Genomic DNA, 12,550 nt, shown 5'->3' with positions numbered 1-12,550 from the left:
GACCGTTTGAACGGTCTTTTGGAGGGGCTGGAAATCTCGATCGTGCCAAACAGCGAACTGGAAGACGATTCCCGGTTCGACTCTCAGTTTTTCTTCAAACGATACCTGGCCGAACACCAAGCCTTACATCGTCTAAATCTCAGGGAAATTGGCGATATCGCATTCGTGACCGATGGCCCACACGGATATCACGTTGTCGACGAAAAATCGCCAATCGCGATGCTAACAGCCAGCTGTGCGTCCGACTGGTTTGCCGAACGTACTGGAGCGGATACCATCGCCAAATGGGTGGACGACGCCAACAAGCGTTCTTCCCTTCAAGTTGACGACCTGATCCTGTCCACACGCGGAACGGTCGGGAATTGTGCTCTTGTTACTCGAGAAGCATTGCCCGCTAATCTGGACCAAGATGTAGCCCGAATTTCTCTCCGCGCTGACAGCGATATTCGACCAAAGTATACGGTCGCTTATTTGAACAGCAAATTTGGTCAGGATCACATAGCCCGCCACGCTTCCGGGATGGTCCAGCAGGGCCTGTCACTGGCAAAAGTGCGGAAAGTGCCGATACCTGTTCTAGCTGCAAATCTTCAGGCAGCGATAGCCGAGTGTGTTGATCGTGCGCTTGAAGAGCGGCGAAATTCGGTAGCGTCTTGGACTAAAGCCGAAGACAAATTGCTCGACGTCCTAGGGCTTGGTGATTGGGCCCCACCCGAACCGCTGACCTACGGGGCCAGGGCCAGCGATGCGGTCGCTGCCGGGCGTCTAGATGCTCAGTATTTCCGTCCGCTCTTTCAGGAGGTGGAGCAGAGATTGCAGGCAACAGGCGGAGCCGTAGCTCTCAGACACATCGTTACCGTCAATGCTAGGGGGCGTCAGCCCCAGTACGATGATTTCGGCCTGTCAGTGATCAACTCGAAACACGTCCGAACCAACCGGGTGATTTTGGATAACAACCGGACGGCTATTGAAGCGGGCTCCCCTGTCCAAATTTGTAGCGGCGACGTTCTTGTTAATGGGACAGGCGTTGGCACTATTGGGCGGGCGGCAGTCTATCTACATGACGAACCAGCATTGCCTGACAACCACGTCACGGTATTGCGTACCGATAAGATTGACCCGGTTTTCCTTTCGGTTTTCCTTAACAGTCCGCTTGGGCAGCGGCAGATTGAACGGTATATCAAAGGCTCATCTGGCCAAATCGAGTTGTACCCGCATGACATCGCGCAGATTGTGGTGTGGGATGCGCCGGATGATGTTCAGCAATCAGTCCGCAATTCTGTGCTCTCGGCTTTTGACGCCGAGCATCGCGCAAAGTCGTTACTTGACGCTGCCAAGCGCGCCGTCGAACTCGCTATCGAAGACAGCGAGGACGCCGCGCTGGCCTATCTTGCCAGTGTGGAAGGGGCAAACTGATGGCCCTCCCCCCGCACGCCCAGGATTGGATGAACCGGGCCGAAATCGATTACATCGGCCCCTTCGTTAAGGCATGGGCCGCTTTCAACGCCTGGTATCGGCAGGCCAGCGGCGAAGCGCAGGAACGCGCGATGCTGAACTATGTGGTATCCAACGCAAACAGCCAGCTTCGGCGGCGGGGCTTGCCCCTGTTCCGAGCAGACAACAACACGGTGGAATCCATCACACTAAAGCAGGCTATCGGGGATCTGCATATCCGGCTCGATGCCATCCACCTTGAGGTTACGCGCAAGAACGGTCTGGCTGAGCGGGTTTCCTTGCGGGAGGTTTGCCTGCGCCCGTTTAATCTCCAGAACGAATGCCGGGATCGCAATCGCCAAGAATATCGCGCGCGTAAGATCGTTGGCGGCGCGATCGAGATCACGGTGACCGCGCAAGCGTCTGGGCTTGTCCGTTTCCAGCATACCCAGCCCGACTATAATCCTGCCGAAGTCTATGCCTTGCCTGCCTTTGTCGCGAACCTTTCGGATGCCCAGCAGCTAAACCTTCGGCAGTTCTATGACGGGTGCAACCCGCGCCCTATGACCGATCTGGTGCTAGGCGGCGGTCCGCAGCTGGAAGCAGGCAGCGTTGTTTTGCAATGCACCCCTGCCGACCTCCTCGCCGGGCTGGTTGAAACCATTTACACTATGCGCAATGCACTCCTGCACGGTGAGGTCGATCCCGACCCGCTCGTCCTCGCTTGCTATGAACCGGCATACAGGATCGTGATGACGTTTCTTGGCTGTGTCAGATAGCCAAATCGACCTGCTCAGCCCGTAAGACGGTTGAGTCCGGTCTACGCGTGGAACCAAGTTTGACCCAAGCACGACCCATCTGGACAGCTGGTTCGGGCAGAAGTAACTTAACCCTTCTCCTCCGTCGGCGACCAGCCGGAAGCGCCTTTAAAAGCATGTTTTGCAACAGCAAAGCAGGCGCGCTCTGGTTTGATCACCGGGTATAGCTTGGGTTTGGATCTTTGGGCAGACAAAACCACCCGTTAAAGGCTAGCGGCCCTTCACAGGGAGCCAATGATTTTCCTAGGGAAAGTGCCTTAAAGTAGGTGGTGCCGCTTACAGGACTCGAACCTGTGACCCCATCATTACGAATGATGTGCTCTACCAACTGAGCTAAAGCGGCATTCCCGTCAGCGCGACCTAAGCCTTGGGGCGAAAGTGCGCAATCGCAAAAAAGGTGGAGGCCCGAGCCGGAATCGAACCGGCGTGCGAGGATTTGCAGTCCTCTGCGTAACCACTCCGCCATCGGGCCGAGCCATCCGGGGGCGCGAGGCTCCGGACAGAGGGGGCGCACTAGCGATTCGCCGGGCGCTTGGCAATCTGTGTTTGGCGGGCGGGCTTTACGCAACGTCAGTCTGGACCGCGACCGCGCAAATCGGCAAAGCGCATTGCCATGACCATTGCCAGCCTGCTTGAACCCGTCACCGGCCAGCCCGGCCCGGCCCGCCTCGAACACGCGTATGACTGGATGCAGGGGCGCACGCTTTACGGCGGAGCGTCGGCGCTGGTCGCCTACACCATGGCAACGCGCGCCTTCCCCGGCCTGCCGCCGCTGCGCGCGGGGCAAGTGGCCTTCGTTGCGCCGGTGGGCGAGGAAATTTCGCTGACTGCCGAGATCATCCGGCAAGGGCGCAACGTGACGCAGGTGCGCAGCGAAATCCGGAGCGAAGGGAAAATCGCGCTGTCCGCATTCTGGCTGTTCGCCGCCGGGCGCGAAGCCAATGCTGTTCATGCGGCCGATCGGCTTGCCGACTGGCCCGGACCGCCGGAAGACAATGCCCCGATAAAGCAGGGCCAGGGGCCGAGCTTCATCCAGAACAATTTCGAACTGCGTTACGGACAGACGCAGGATGCCGAGCGCGGCGCGACAGTGCGGCGCTGGGCGCGGCTGACCGAAGAGCACACGCTCGATCCGGTGTCGAAGCTGGTGCTGATGGGCGATGTCATGCCGCCGGGTGCCATGCGGGTGATGCAGCGATTGGGCCCGATCAGCTCGATCAACTGGTCGTTCAACGTGCTCGATACCGAAAGCCGTTCGCCCGGTGGCTGGTATCTGGCCGAAAACGCCAGCCAGCACGCCGCCGAAGGCTATTCTTCGGAACGGTTGCGGCTGTGGGATGCGGACGGCAAACAGGTGCTCGACGGCATACAGTGCGTGGCGGTGTTCGGCTGATCCGCACTGCGGCCGAGTGCGGCGTCAGACGTCCTGAAAATTAGCCCTGCGCTTCTGCATCGCGGCCATCACGGCCTCGACCTGATTGGGGCTGCGCATGATGGCGTGCTGTTCGATGCTTTCCTCCAGCAGGATCGCATCGGTCTCGCGTTCCAGCATTCCCGCCTGCAGCCGCTTGGCCGCGCGGATCGCCTGCGGGTTTCGGTTGGCGATTTCACGGGCGATCGCACGGGCACGGTCGAGCGGGTTTTCATCGACATGGGTCGCAAGGCCGAGCCCTTGCGCCTCTGCGCCGGTGAATTCGCGGTTGGTGTAGATCAGCTCGCGCAGCACATCGTCGCGCACCAGCCCGCGCCACAGCGCATAGCCGCCCATGTCGGGCACCAGCCCCCATTTCAACTCCATGATCGACATCCGCGTCGCCGGGTGGACGATGCGGATATCCGCGCCGCTGGCAATGGCGAGGCCGCCGCCGAAGCACACGCCGTGCACCGCCGCGATCACCGGCACCGGCAGCTTCCGCCATTGCATCGACACCTGCTGGAACTTGTTGGCGTTGCCGTAAGTCCGCTCGGTCAGCGGCGGCTCGTCCTGGCCGGGCTGGCGGGTGAAGCTGGCGGTGTCCAGTCCGGCGCAGAACGCCCGCCCCTCGCCAGAAAGCACCACCACGCGCAGCCCTTTCATCCGCTGCAGCACACTGCCCGCTTCAATGATGCGGACGAACATTTCCGGATCGAGCGCGTTCATCTTGTCGCCGCGGGTGAAGCGCACTTCGGCGACGCCGTCCTCGCCCAGTTCGATCGCGATCCTGTCGTTGGTGGTCATGCTGGTGGCGGCTGTCATGGCGAAATCCGGTTCCCTCACTTTGCGGCAATGGCAGGCGGAGCCTTGCCGATTCGCCGCCTCAAGTCCAGTGGTCGCGCGTTGTTACGCGTCAACGACGGGTGCCAAGCCAAAGTGTGCCGGCCCCGGCGGCGCATCGAGGAAATAGCCGCCGTCCGGGTGCGTGGCGAGCATCCGTGCAAGGCCGAAGGGCTGGAGCTTTGCCCGCACCCTTGCCACATGCACCGCGACGCTGTTCGTCTCGGGGTCGAACGTGATCCGCCAGACATCCGCCAGCAGCTGCCGTCGGGTCAGACGTTCGCCGGGCTGTTCCGCCAGCCGCCACAGCAGCTCGAATTCTCGCGGATGCAAGCCGAGCCAGCGGTCCTCGACCCGGCCATCGCGATGGAACAGATCGAGCGTCACGTCCCCAGCATCGCGAAAACGCGGGATCAGGGTATCGCTGGCTGGAAACAGACCGTTGACCGGGATGGAGTTCACAGCAACCCCCCCGCGCGCATCGAATAAACCGCGTCATCGGCAAAGATCAGGTGGTCGATAAGTTCCACCTCTAGCGCCCTGGATACCTCGGCAAGCCGCCGCGTTGCGGCGATGTCGCAGCCGCTTGGGTGGCAGTGGCCCGATGGGTGGTTATGCGCGAGGATAATGCCGCGCGCATCGAGCCGCATGGCTTCGGCGAAAATCTCGCGCATTCGCAGCGACAAGGTCGTCAGGCTGCCCAATCCGACATTGGCATCGCCGAGGTATCGCCTGCTTTCGTCAAGGAAAATGACATGGCAGCATTCGCGTTCCGCTCCGGGCGGGAGCAGCAGAGCGCGCAGATGCGCGATCAGCCCGGCAAGCCGATCCTCAGGCGTGATGCAAGAAGCCGCCGGGCGCAATTGCAACGTTGCAATCACCACGAAACGGTTCCGGCTGTGAAGCGAACAAAATTATGGGGCATGATGAAGCTCCCGCCAACAGGTCAGTGTTGGAACAGCGCGAACCGGTCTCTCGCGATACGCCATTCGCGGTAGGCGCCGAACCGCCGCTCGCGCCCGACATGCCGCAAGAAGCCGGCGAAAATCAGCACCAACTGGCAATAGGCGGGGCCGGCAGAGAGCACCACATAGGCGAAGACCGATACCGTATCGACCAATCCGCGGACGACATGGGCACCCATCGCGACCAGCTGGAAACCGGCGATCCACAGCGGGTAGTTGCGATTGGCATTCACCGCGATTGCAGTGAATGCCACGGTTGCGAACACATCGATGCCTATCCAGATCCAAGCATAGGGTCCGAAGGCAACATTGCCGAGGTCGAACAGCTTGAACACGTAGGGCGGCATCACCATCGTCACGATGAACAGACCGATCAGCCAACGTTCGGGGCCACGCCCCCAACGCCAAATCGCCAGCGCCAGAAGGACGCTGGCGATATGCTGCACATCCGCGCGGTGCTCGTTGAATAGATAGAGCAGCATGCGGCGTTCGGTCAGACCTCGATCATGGCGCGCGGCCCTGGCGTGGCGGCAACAGCGATTGCCGGAACGTCGGTGGGAATGGACGGATCGGAGCCAGCGTGGATGCGGGCGACCTTGGAGAGTTCGTCATGAACGCGCAATAGGTTGGTCGACATCGACAGCGCCTGAGCCTCGGCCTCGGTCAGTCGCATCAGCGCGCGCTGACGGGTATGAACCTCGATTTCGGGATTCTGGCGCGCGCTCAGCATCGCCTGTTTGAGCCGCGCCATGGCGATAATCGCTTCGTCGGCGAGTGCCTCGGCTTCGCGGATCAACTTCTTGAGGTTGTGGGCGTCGGACATGGCAAGCTGGTTCATCTCGGTTCTTCCACTGGCTCCGGTGCTCATCCGGTACCTTGCTATTGCTGCACGGAGGCGGTCACCTTGCCATCTGTCGCCTCACTGAGAGTGACGGCAGCGGTGATAGTCAGCACCACCGCTGCCAGAATACCCGATGCGATTGCCACAATCGCCCCCAGCCGGAACAGCACGGCATGCTCACCGTCGAGCACTCCGGGGACGACCCTCGGCTCGCCCGGCCGGAGCCAGGGCGCCTGATCGAGCAGCGGCATGGAGTCGCTCATGACGAGTCTGCCGGGGTCGTCCCGGAACGACGGATCGGTCAAACTGTCGGGGCGGGTAATCTGCTTTTTCGTGTATGCATCTTCGCTCAAGACCTTGAGAGAAGATGTATCCGTAAGATCCTCAGGGGCTTCATCCTGACGGTTTTCGTCGTTTCCTTCGTCGTCCGCCGGTTGCGGAAGAGTAAGGCGATAATTCTCGACCAGATCGCCGAGGCTGGACGCCTGATAGATGTCCTTGAGCGCACGGATATGCTGATTGATGCGCGTCTCGGACACGCCAAGCTCCAGCGCGATGACCTTTATGGGGACGCGCCGGTCGATACGTTCCATCACAGCTTGCTGCCTGTCGGTCAGCCGGCGTGCGGCTCCGGACGACATGGACCTCTCCTTCAGATGTGACCCCGAGTTACCCTAAGCCTAACCCAAACGGCTAACGAATGCACCGGATTCGGAGCAATCTTCGCGAATCACGCCGCCGAGCTGTTGACCCCGAGCGACTGAAGATACCGTTTGACGTTGCGCGCCGCCTGCCGAAGCCGCTGCTCGTTCTCGACCATCGCGATCCGCACATAGCCTTCGCCATTCTCGCCATAACCCACGCCCGGAGCGACCGCGACCTGCGCCTGGGTGAGCAACTGCTTTGAGAATTCGAGGCTGCCCATGCTTTTCAGTGCCGGGGGCAAGGGTGCCCAGGCGAACATCGAGGCGGGCGGCGGCGGAATATCCCAGCCGGCGCGGCCGAACGCTTCGACCATGACGTCGCGGCGCTTGTGATAAAGCTGGCGATTGCTTTCGATGATATCCTGCGGGCCGTTCAATGCCGCGCACGCAGCGGCCTGAACCGGAGTGAAGGCACCGTAATCGAGATAGGACTTCACTCGCGTCAGCGCCGCGATCAACTGACGATTGCCGACCGCAAAGCCCATGCGCCAGCCGGCCATCGAATAGGTCTTGCTCATGCTGGTGAATTCGATCGCGATCTCCTTCGCACCTTCGACCTGCATGATCGACGGGGTCGGCTTGCCATCGAAGTAGAGTTCGGAATAGGCGAGGTCCGACACCACCCAGACCTGATTTTCCTTCGCCCATGCCACCAGCCTTTCGTAGAAGGCGAGATCGACCACCTCCGCCGTCGGATTGGAGGGGTAGCTCACCACCAGCACACTGGGACGCGGGACGGTGAAATTCATCGCCCGGTCGAGCGACTGCCAATATTCATCGTCCGGCGTCGTCGGCACCGAACGGATGGTGGCGCCTGCAATGATGAAGCCGAAGGTGTGGATCGGGTAGGAAGGGTTAGGCGCCAGCACCACATCGCCCGGTGCGATGATTGCGGTGGCGAGGCTGGAAAGCCCCTCCTTCGAACCCATCGTCACCACCACTTCGGTTTCGGGATCGAGCTCCACCTCGAACCGGCGGGCGTAATAACCCGCCTGCGCGCGGCGGAGACCGGGAATGCCCTTGGACTGGGAATAGCCGTGCGCATCGGGCTTCGCCGCGACTTCGCACAGCTTGTCGATAACGTGCTGCGGCGGGGGCTGGTCGGGATTGCCCATGCCCAGATCGATAATGTCCTGCCCTCCCAGCCGCGCCGCGTGCCGCATCGCATTGACCTCTGCGATCACGTACGGGGGCATCCGCTTCATGCGGTAGAACTGGTCATTCATGGCTTTATCTTCATCCTGCTTCGCGCGCGATCGGGGGGCGCCGGTGCGATAATTCCTATCCTAGGCCAATAGCGGTCGCAGTGGGAAGGCGTTTTCGCTAGATAGCAGCTGGTACGCAGGGTCGGCAGCCGCCATCGAGACCCTGCATGAGCGGAAAACAGGACGGACCCGGCCATGGCTGACGACAAGCAGACGACCGACGCAGCAGCTGACAGCATCCGCAGCTTTTTCGACCTTCAGAGCGACGCGATGCGCGAAATGTTCGCGGGCGCGATGGGCGGAGCGGCGCCCGAGGACGGGGTTCGCGCCTTCCTGCCGCAGGGGATCAACCCCGCTGAACTGGGCGACTGGGCCAATTCGAGCGCGCAATTGCAGCAGCTGTGGCTCGATTTTGCTGCGCATCAGGCGCAGGCCGCCGCCGAAAAGGCGACAAAAGGCACAAATCCGCTCGATCCGGCGCAGTGGCTGGTGATCTCGCAGTCGATGCTCGGCCAGATGCCGCAGGGACTGCTCGCCGCGCAGGCCAAGCTGACGCAGGATTCGCTGCAATTGTGGCAAGGAGTCGCGCAGCAGTTTCTGGCCGGGGCAGCCACCGGCGCTGCGAGCGCCGCGCCCGATCCTGCCGCCCTGCCGAAGAACGACCGCCGCTTTGCCGACCCGGCCTGGCGCGAACACCCGGCTTTCCTGCTGCTGCACCAAACCTACCTGATGCTGACCGAATATTTCCGCACCAGCGTGCTCGGCTTGAAGGGGCTCGATCCGGTCAAGCGCCAGCAGCTCGAATTCGCGGTCGGTGCGCTGGCCGAGGCGATGAGCCCCGACAACTTCCTGCTGCTCAATCCGGTCGTGATGAAACGCACGGTGGAAAGCCGCGGGGCCAATCTGGTGCGCGGGATGCAGCACCTGATCAACGACATGAAGCGCGGGCAGCTGACCCATACCGATCCCGATGCCTTCCGGCTGGGAGAGAATCTGGCCGCAACGCCCGGCAAGGTGGTGCACGAAACGCCGCTGTATCAGCTGATCCAGTACAGCCCTTCGACCGAAACCGTGCTGGAGGTGCCGCTGATCATCTTCCCGCCGTGGATCAACCGGTTCTACATTCTCGATCTGACGCCGAAGAAAAGCTTCATCAAATGGGCGGTCGATCAGGGCATCAGCGTGTTCGTGGTCAGCTGGAAATCGGCGGATGAAACCATGGCCGACGTGGTGTGGGACGATTACATCCGCGCCCAAATCGAAAGCGTGGATCATGTCCGCGCGCGGCTTGATGTGCCCCATGTCCACACCATTGGCTATTGCGTCGCGGGCACGACGCTGGCCGCGTCGCTGGCGGTGCTGGCCCGGCGCGGCGAGGCCGACAAGGTCAAGAGCGCCACGTTCTTCACCGCGCAGGTCGATTTCGAAAAGGGCGGCGAGCTCAAGCATTTCATCGACGACGGTCAGCTGGATATGATCGGAAAACTCTGTCCCGACGGCTATCTTGACGGGCGCTATCTCGCGGCGACCTTCAATGCGCTGCGGGGCAAGGACCTGATCTGGAACTACGTCGTCAACAATTACCTGCTGGGAGAAGACTACCCGGCGTTCGACCTGCTGCACTGGAACGGCGACGTCACCAACCTGCCATCCAAATGGCACGGTGCCTATCTGCGCGACCTGTACCGCGACAACAAGCTGGTCGTCCCCGATGCGCTGGAAGCTGACGGCACGCCGATCGATCTGACCCGCGTCACCACGCCCGCCTTCGTGCAGGCGGGCCGCGAGGATCATATCGCGCCTGCCGAAAGCGTGTGGCGCATTACCGGGCATCTCAGCGGGCCGGTGGAATTCCTGCTGGCCGGATCGGGCCACATCGCGGGGGTCGTGAATCCACCCGCCGCCAACAAGTACCAGTACTGGCTGGGCGACAGCAAAGCGCCCTCGCTCAAAGCCTTCGTCGAGAGCGCCGAGGAGCATCCGGGCAGCTGGTGGCCGCATTGGCTCGAATGGCTGCACAAGCAGTCCGACACCCGCGTTCCCGCCAAGGGCAAACGTGTGCCCGGCGGCAAGGGAGACACCGTCATCGAGGACGCGCCGGGCCGCTATGTGAAAACTCGCTGAGGACCAGCCGCGCCTGCAAAACAGCGCATCTTCAACAGTTTGAATATCTATTGTGCACTGCACAAAATGACTTGACTTCGCATCTGCACTCACTATTTTGTGCAGTGCAACATGAAGCGAGGTCATCATGTCCGAAGTCGATAACACTGCTGCCGAAGTTACAGCCGCCCCGAAGCCAGCCGTCGCCAAGATCGATGTCGCTGCCGAAAAGGCCTATGCCGACGCCGCGCTGAACGCCGCCGAAGCGCCGAAGGTTTCCGAGACTGCGGTTGCAGCAGCAACCGTCAAGAAGGTCGCTGCGCCGAAGACGTCGGCCGCCAAGCCCGCTGCCAAGAAGGTCGCGGTCAAGAAGTCTGCCGTCCGCAAGACTCCGGCAAAGAAAATCGCTGCCAAGAAAACTGCCGCGCCGAAGAAGCCGGCTGCCGCGAAGAAGGCCGCCAAGGTCGTCGCGGCCCCCTCGACCAATCCCATCATCAAGCTGAAGGATACCATCATGGCCACCGCCAAGAACACCGACATCACCGCCACCGCCAAGGAAGCCCTTGCCGACGTCCAGACCCGCGCCAAGACCGCCTATGCCCAGACCACCGTGCTGGCGAGCGAAGCCACCGAATTCGGCAAGGCCAATGTCGAAGCCGTCGTCGAAAGCGGCAAGATCTTCTTCACCGGCGCGCAGGAACTGCTCAAGGACAACGTCGAAACCGGCAAGACCGTGATTGAAACCGTCACTGCAGACGCCAAGAAGGTCGCAGCCGTGAAGTCGCCGACCGAACTGATGCAGCTTCAGGGCGAAATCACCCGTCGCAACTTCGACGCTCTCGTGTCCTACGGCTCGAAGCGCACCGAAGCGTGGGTGAAGCTCTACAACGAAGCCTTCGCTCCGATCTCGAACCGCGTCAGCGTCGCCGCCGAGAAGATCTCGAAGGCTGCGTAAGCACACAAGTTTCTGAACCGGGCCTCTCCTCTCTCTCCGAATCCCGGTTCACGAAAGCGCGCTGAAAAGCGCCGGGCCGGACAGACCCCGACGGGTTTGTCCGGCCCTTTTGTTTTCTGCGCGGCGCACGCCTGCCCCGCGGCGACAAGGCCAGACGGCAGCCCCGCGTGTCACAACGCGCAAGAGAATCGCACCAACCGCTTGCGATTGGGACGTCAAATCCCATAATGGAGGCTCATGCCGATCCAACCCGAGCCTGTTCTGCCCGCACTTGCCGTGCCGCTCTTGCGGCTGGCCGACCTTTCGCGTGCGGCTGGCGACGATGGCGGAAAGGATGAAGACGGCGGAGATGGAGGCGGCAGCCAGATCGGCATCGCCACCAAGACCCGCGCCAAGCCGAAGAAGCCCAGCCAGTACAAAGTGCTGATGCTCAACGACGATTACACCCCGATGGAATTCGTGGTGCTGGTGTTGAAGCGTTTCTTCAGCATGGATCTGGAGCAGGCGACGCGGGTGATGCTCCACGTCCATCAGCGCGGCGTCGGCGTGTGCGGCATTTTCCCCTATGAAATCGCCGAGACCAAGGTCAACCAGGTGATGGATTTCGCCAAGCAGAACCAGCACCCGCTGCAATGCACGCTCGAAAAGGCGTGAAGCGTTCACGACCAGAAGGCCCGCACTGATATGCGCCAGCCCCATCATCCCGAACCCGATGCCGTCATGCCCGGTCAGGAAAGCGTGTGGGACTATCCCCGCCCCGCCATCGCCGAGCCGACCGCGCGCCATATCCGCATCGTTCATGGCGGTGTGGTGCTGGCCGATAGCACTGCGGCGTGGCGCACGCTCGAAACCAGCCACCCACCCACCTATTACATCCCGCAGGCCGACATCGCGACGGTGCACCTGTCGCCCAACCCTGCGCGAAGCCTGTGCGAATGGAAGGGGCAGGCGCGGTACTGGGATGTCCGGATCGGCGACGATCTGATCTCCGGGGCGGGCTGGTGCTATCCCTCCCCCACCCCGTTATTTGCCGGTATTGCCGATTACATCGCGTTTTACGCTGCTCCGTTCGATCAATGCCTGATCGATGGCGAGCAGGTGACGCCCCAGCCCGGCGGGTTTTACGGCGGCTGGATCAGCCGCTACGAAGCCGGGCCGTTCAAGGGCGTGCCGGGCAGCCGGTTCTGGTAAATCCGCCGCTCACTACTGGCTTGGCATCACCGGAGGCCGCCAGTAACCAATTGGGGCATGACGCGGTCCGCTTTGGCCGCTAG

The 12,550-nt window shown here is 61.7% G+C and carries 14 protein-coding genes and 2 tRNA genes; 7 read left to right on the top strand and 9 right to left on the bottom strand.

All coding sequences use genetic code 11. From position 1 onward, the window contains the following. The first annotated feature begins 6 nt into the window (after positions 1–6). Both Q0L48_RS11160 and Q0L48_RS11155 read left to right on the top strand, forming a co-directional pair. Positions 7–1,413 (top strand): restriction endonuclease subunit S, encoded by a 1,407-nt coding sequence (locus Q0L48_RS11160; RefSeq protein WP_296720951.1) that lies wholly within the window; start codon positions 7–9, stop codon positions 1,411–1,413. Continuing rightward, positions 1,413–2,210, top strand: a complete 798-nt coding sequence (locus Q0L48_RS11155; RefSeq protein ID WP_296720949.1) for a hypothetical protein — start codon at positions 1,413–1,415, stop codon at positions 2,208–2,210. Before Q0L48_RS11160 ends, Q0L48_RS11155 begins: the two co-directional genes overlap by 1 nt. Positions 2,211–2,516: 306 nt before the next feature. Here Q0L48_RS11155 and Q0L48_RS11150 read toward each other — a convergent pair. Then, positions 2,517–2,592 (bottom strand) — tRNA-Thr (locus Q0L48_RS11150). Between the two features lie 55 nt (positions 2,593–2,647). Next, positions 2,648–2,721, bottom strand: a tRNA-Cys gene (locus Q0L48_RS11145). 141 nt (positions 2,722–2,862) lie between these two features. Between Q0L48_RS11145 and Q0L48_RS11140 the strand changes: the two genes are divergently transcribed. Next, positions 2,863–3,642 (top strand): thioesterase family protein, encoded by a 780-nt coding sequence (locus tag Q0L48_RS11140; protein WP_296720948.1) that lies wholly within the window; start codon positions 2,863–2,865, stop codon positions 3,640–3,642. A 24-nt stretch (positions 3,643–3,666) separates the two neighbouring features. Here Q0L48_RS11140 and Q0L48_RS11135 read toward each other — a convergent pair whose 3' ends face one another. The 7 genes from Q0L48_RS11135 to Q0L48_RS11105 all read right to left on the bottom strand — a co-directional run bounded on the left by Q0L48_RS11135 (position 3,667) and on the right by Q0L48_RS11105 (position 8,239). Beyond that, positions 3,667–4,485, bottom strand: coding sequence for a crotonase/enoyl-CoA hydratase family protein (locus tag Q0L48_RS11135; RefSeq protein ID WP_296720945.1), 819 nt, complete (start codon positions 4,483–4,485; stop codon positions 3,667–3,669). Positions 4,486–4,569: 84 nt separating this feature from the next. Continuing rightward, a complete protein-coding gene (locus tag Q0L48_RS11130) occupies positions 4,570–4,965 on the bottom strand; it encodes a winged helix-turn-helix domain-containing protein (RefSeq protein ID WP_296720944.1) in 396 nt (131 codons plus the stop codon). Further along, complete coding sequence (locus tag Q0L48_RS11125) at positions 4,962–5,387, bottom strand: JAB domain-containing protein (RefSeq protein WP_296720942.1); 426 nt, start codon at positions 5,385–5,387, stop codon at positions 4,962–4,964. Before Q0L48_RS11125 ends, Q0L48_RS11130 begins: the two co-directional genes overlap by 4 nt. Positions 5,388–5,449: 62 nt before the next feature. Then, positions 5,450–5,950, bottom strand: a complete 501-nt coding sequence (locus Q0L48_RS11120; RefSeq protein WP_296720940.1) for a hypothetical protein — start codon at positions 5,948–5,950, stop codon at positions 5,450–5,452. Between the two features lie 11 nt (positions 5,951–5,961). Further along, complete coding sequence (locus Q0L48_RS11115) at positions 5,962–6,306, bottom strand: hypothetical protein (RefSeq protein ID WP_296720938.1); 345 nt, start codon at positions 6,304–6,306, stop codon at positions 5,962–5,964. Positions 6,307–6,347: 41 nt separating this feature from the next. Beyond that, positions 6,348–6,950, bottom strand: coding sequence for a hypothetical protein (locus Q0L48_RS11110; RefSeq protein WP_296720936.1), 603 nt, complete (start codon positions 6,948–6,950; stop codon positions 6,348–6,350). Positions 6,951–7,039: 89 nt separating this feature from the next. Beyond that, positions 7,040–8,239 (bottom strand): LL-diaminopimelate aminotransferase, encoded by a 1,200-nt coding sequence (locus tag Q0L48_RS11105; protein ID WP_296720934.1) that lies wholly within the window; start codon positions 8,237–8,239, stop codon positions 7,040–7,042. A 174-nt stretch (positions 8,240–8,413) separates the two neighbouring features. Between Q0L48_RS11105 and Q0L48_RS11100 the strand changes: the two genes are divergently transcribed. The 4 genes from Q0L48_RS11100 (at position 8,414) to Q0L48_RS11085 (ending at position 12,467) form a co-directional block, all read left to right on the top strand. Further along, positions 8,414–10,342, top strand: coding sequence for a class I poly(R)-hydroxyalkanoic acid synthase (locus Q0L48_RS11100; RefSeq protein ID WP_296720931.1), 1,929 nt, complete (start codon positions 8,414–8,416; stop codon positions 10,340–10,342). Positions 10,343–10,469: 127 nt separating this feature from the next. After that, the gene (locus Q0L48_RS11095) at positions 10,470–11,276 is read left to right on the top strand and encodes a phasin family protein (protein ID WP_296720929.1); all 807 of its coding nucleotides are present in this window, start codon (positions 10,470–10,472) and stop codon (positions 11,274–11,276) included. 237 nt (positions 11,277–11,513) lie between these two features. After that, the gene (clpS, locus tag Q0L48_RS11090) at positions 11,514–11,930 is read left to right on the top strand and encodes an ATP-dependent Clp protease adapter ClpS (RefSeq protein WP_296720927.1); all 417 of its coding nucleotides are present in this window, start codon (positions 11,514–11,516) and stop codon (positions 11,928–11,930) included. Between the two features lie 30 nt (positions 11,931–11,960). Then, positions 11,961–12,467 carry a DUF427 domain-containing protein gene (locus Q0L48_RS11085; RefSeq protein ID WP_296720924.1) on the top strand — a complete coding sequence of 169 codons (507 nt, stop codon included), beginning with the start codon at positions 11,961–11,963 and terminating at the stop codon, positions 12,465–12,467. The last annotated feature ends 83 nt before the right edge of the window (positions 12,468–12,550 follow it).

Origin of the sequence: Erythrobacter sp., from assembly GCF_024305245.1 — a bacterium.
Classification (GTDB): domain Bacteria; phylum Pseudomonadota; class Alphaproteobacteria; order Sphingomonadales; family Sphingomonadaceae; genus Erythrobacter.
Note: the sequence above shows the minus strand (reverse complement) of the source record. Positions and strands in the feature narration are given on the sequence as shown.

What these genes read in the sequence shown, in the direction of transcription:
- Q0L48_RS11155 (WP_296720949.1), top strand. Translation starts at nt 1,413, where the DNA reads ATGGCCCTCCCCCCGCACGCCCAGGATTGGATGAACCGGGCCGAAATC.
- Q0L48_RS11140 (WP_296720948.1), top strand. Translation starts at nt 2,863, where the DNA reads ATGACCATTGCCAGCCTGCTTGAACCCGTCACCGGCCAGCCCGGCCCG.
- Q0L48_RS11135 (WP_296720945.1), bottom strand. Translation starts at nt 4,485, where the DNA reads ATGACAGCCGCCACCAGCATGACCACCAACGACAGGATCGCGATCGAA.
- Q0L48_RS11120 (WP_296720940.1), bottom strand. Translation starts at nt 5,950, where the DNA reads ATGCTGCTCTATCTATTCAACGAGCACCGCGCGGATGTGCAGCATATC.
- Q0L48_RS11115 (WP_296720938.1), bottom strand. Translation starts at nt 6,306, where the DNA reads ATGAACCAGCTTGCCATGTCCGACGCCCACAACCTCAAGAAGTTGATC.
- Q0L48_RS11110 (WP_296720936.1), bottom strand. Translation starts at nt 6,950, where the DNA reads ATGTCGTCCGGAGCCGCACGCCGGCTGACCGACAGGCAGCAAGCTGTG.
- Q0L48_RS11105 (WP_296720934.1), bottom strand. Translation starts at nt 8,239, where the DNA reads ATGAATGACCAGTTCTACCGCATGAAGCGGATGCCCCCGTACGTGATC.
- Q0L48_RS11100 (WP_296720931.1), top strand. Translation starts at nt 8,414, where the DNA reads ATGGCTGACGACAAGCAGACGACCGACGCAGCAGCTGACAGCATCCGC.
- Q0L48_RS11095 (WP_296720929.1), top strand. Translation starts at nt 10,470, where the DNA reads ATGTCCGAAGTCGATAACACTGCTGCCGAAGTTACAGCCGCCCCGAAG.
- clpS (WP_296720927.1), top strand. Translation starts at nt 11,514, where the DNA reads ATGCCGATCCAACCCGAGCCTGTTCTGCCCGCACTTGCCGTGCCGCTC.
- Q0L48_RS11085 (WP_296720924.1), top strand. Translation starts at nt 11,961, where the DNA reads ATGCGCCAGCCCCATCATCCCGAACCCGATGCCGTCATGCCCGGTCAG.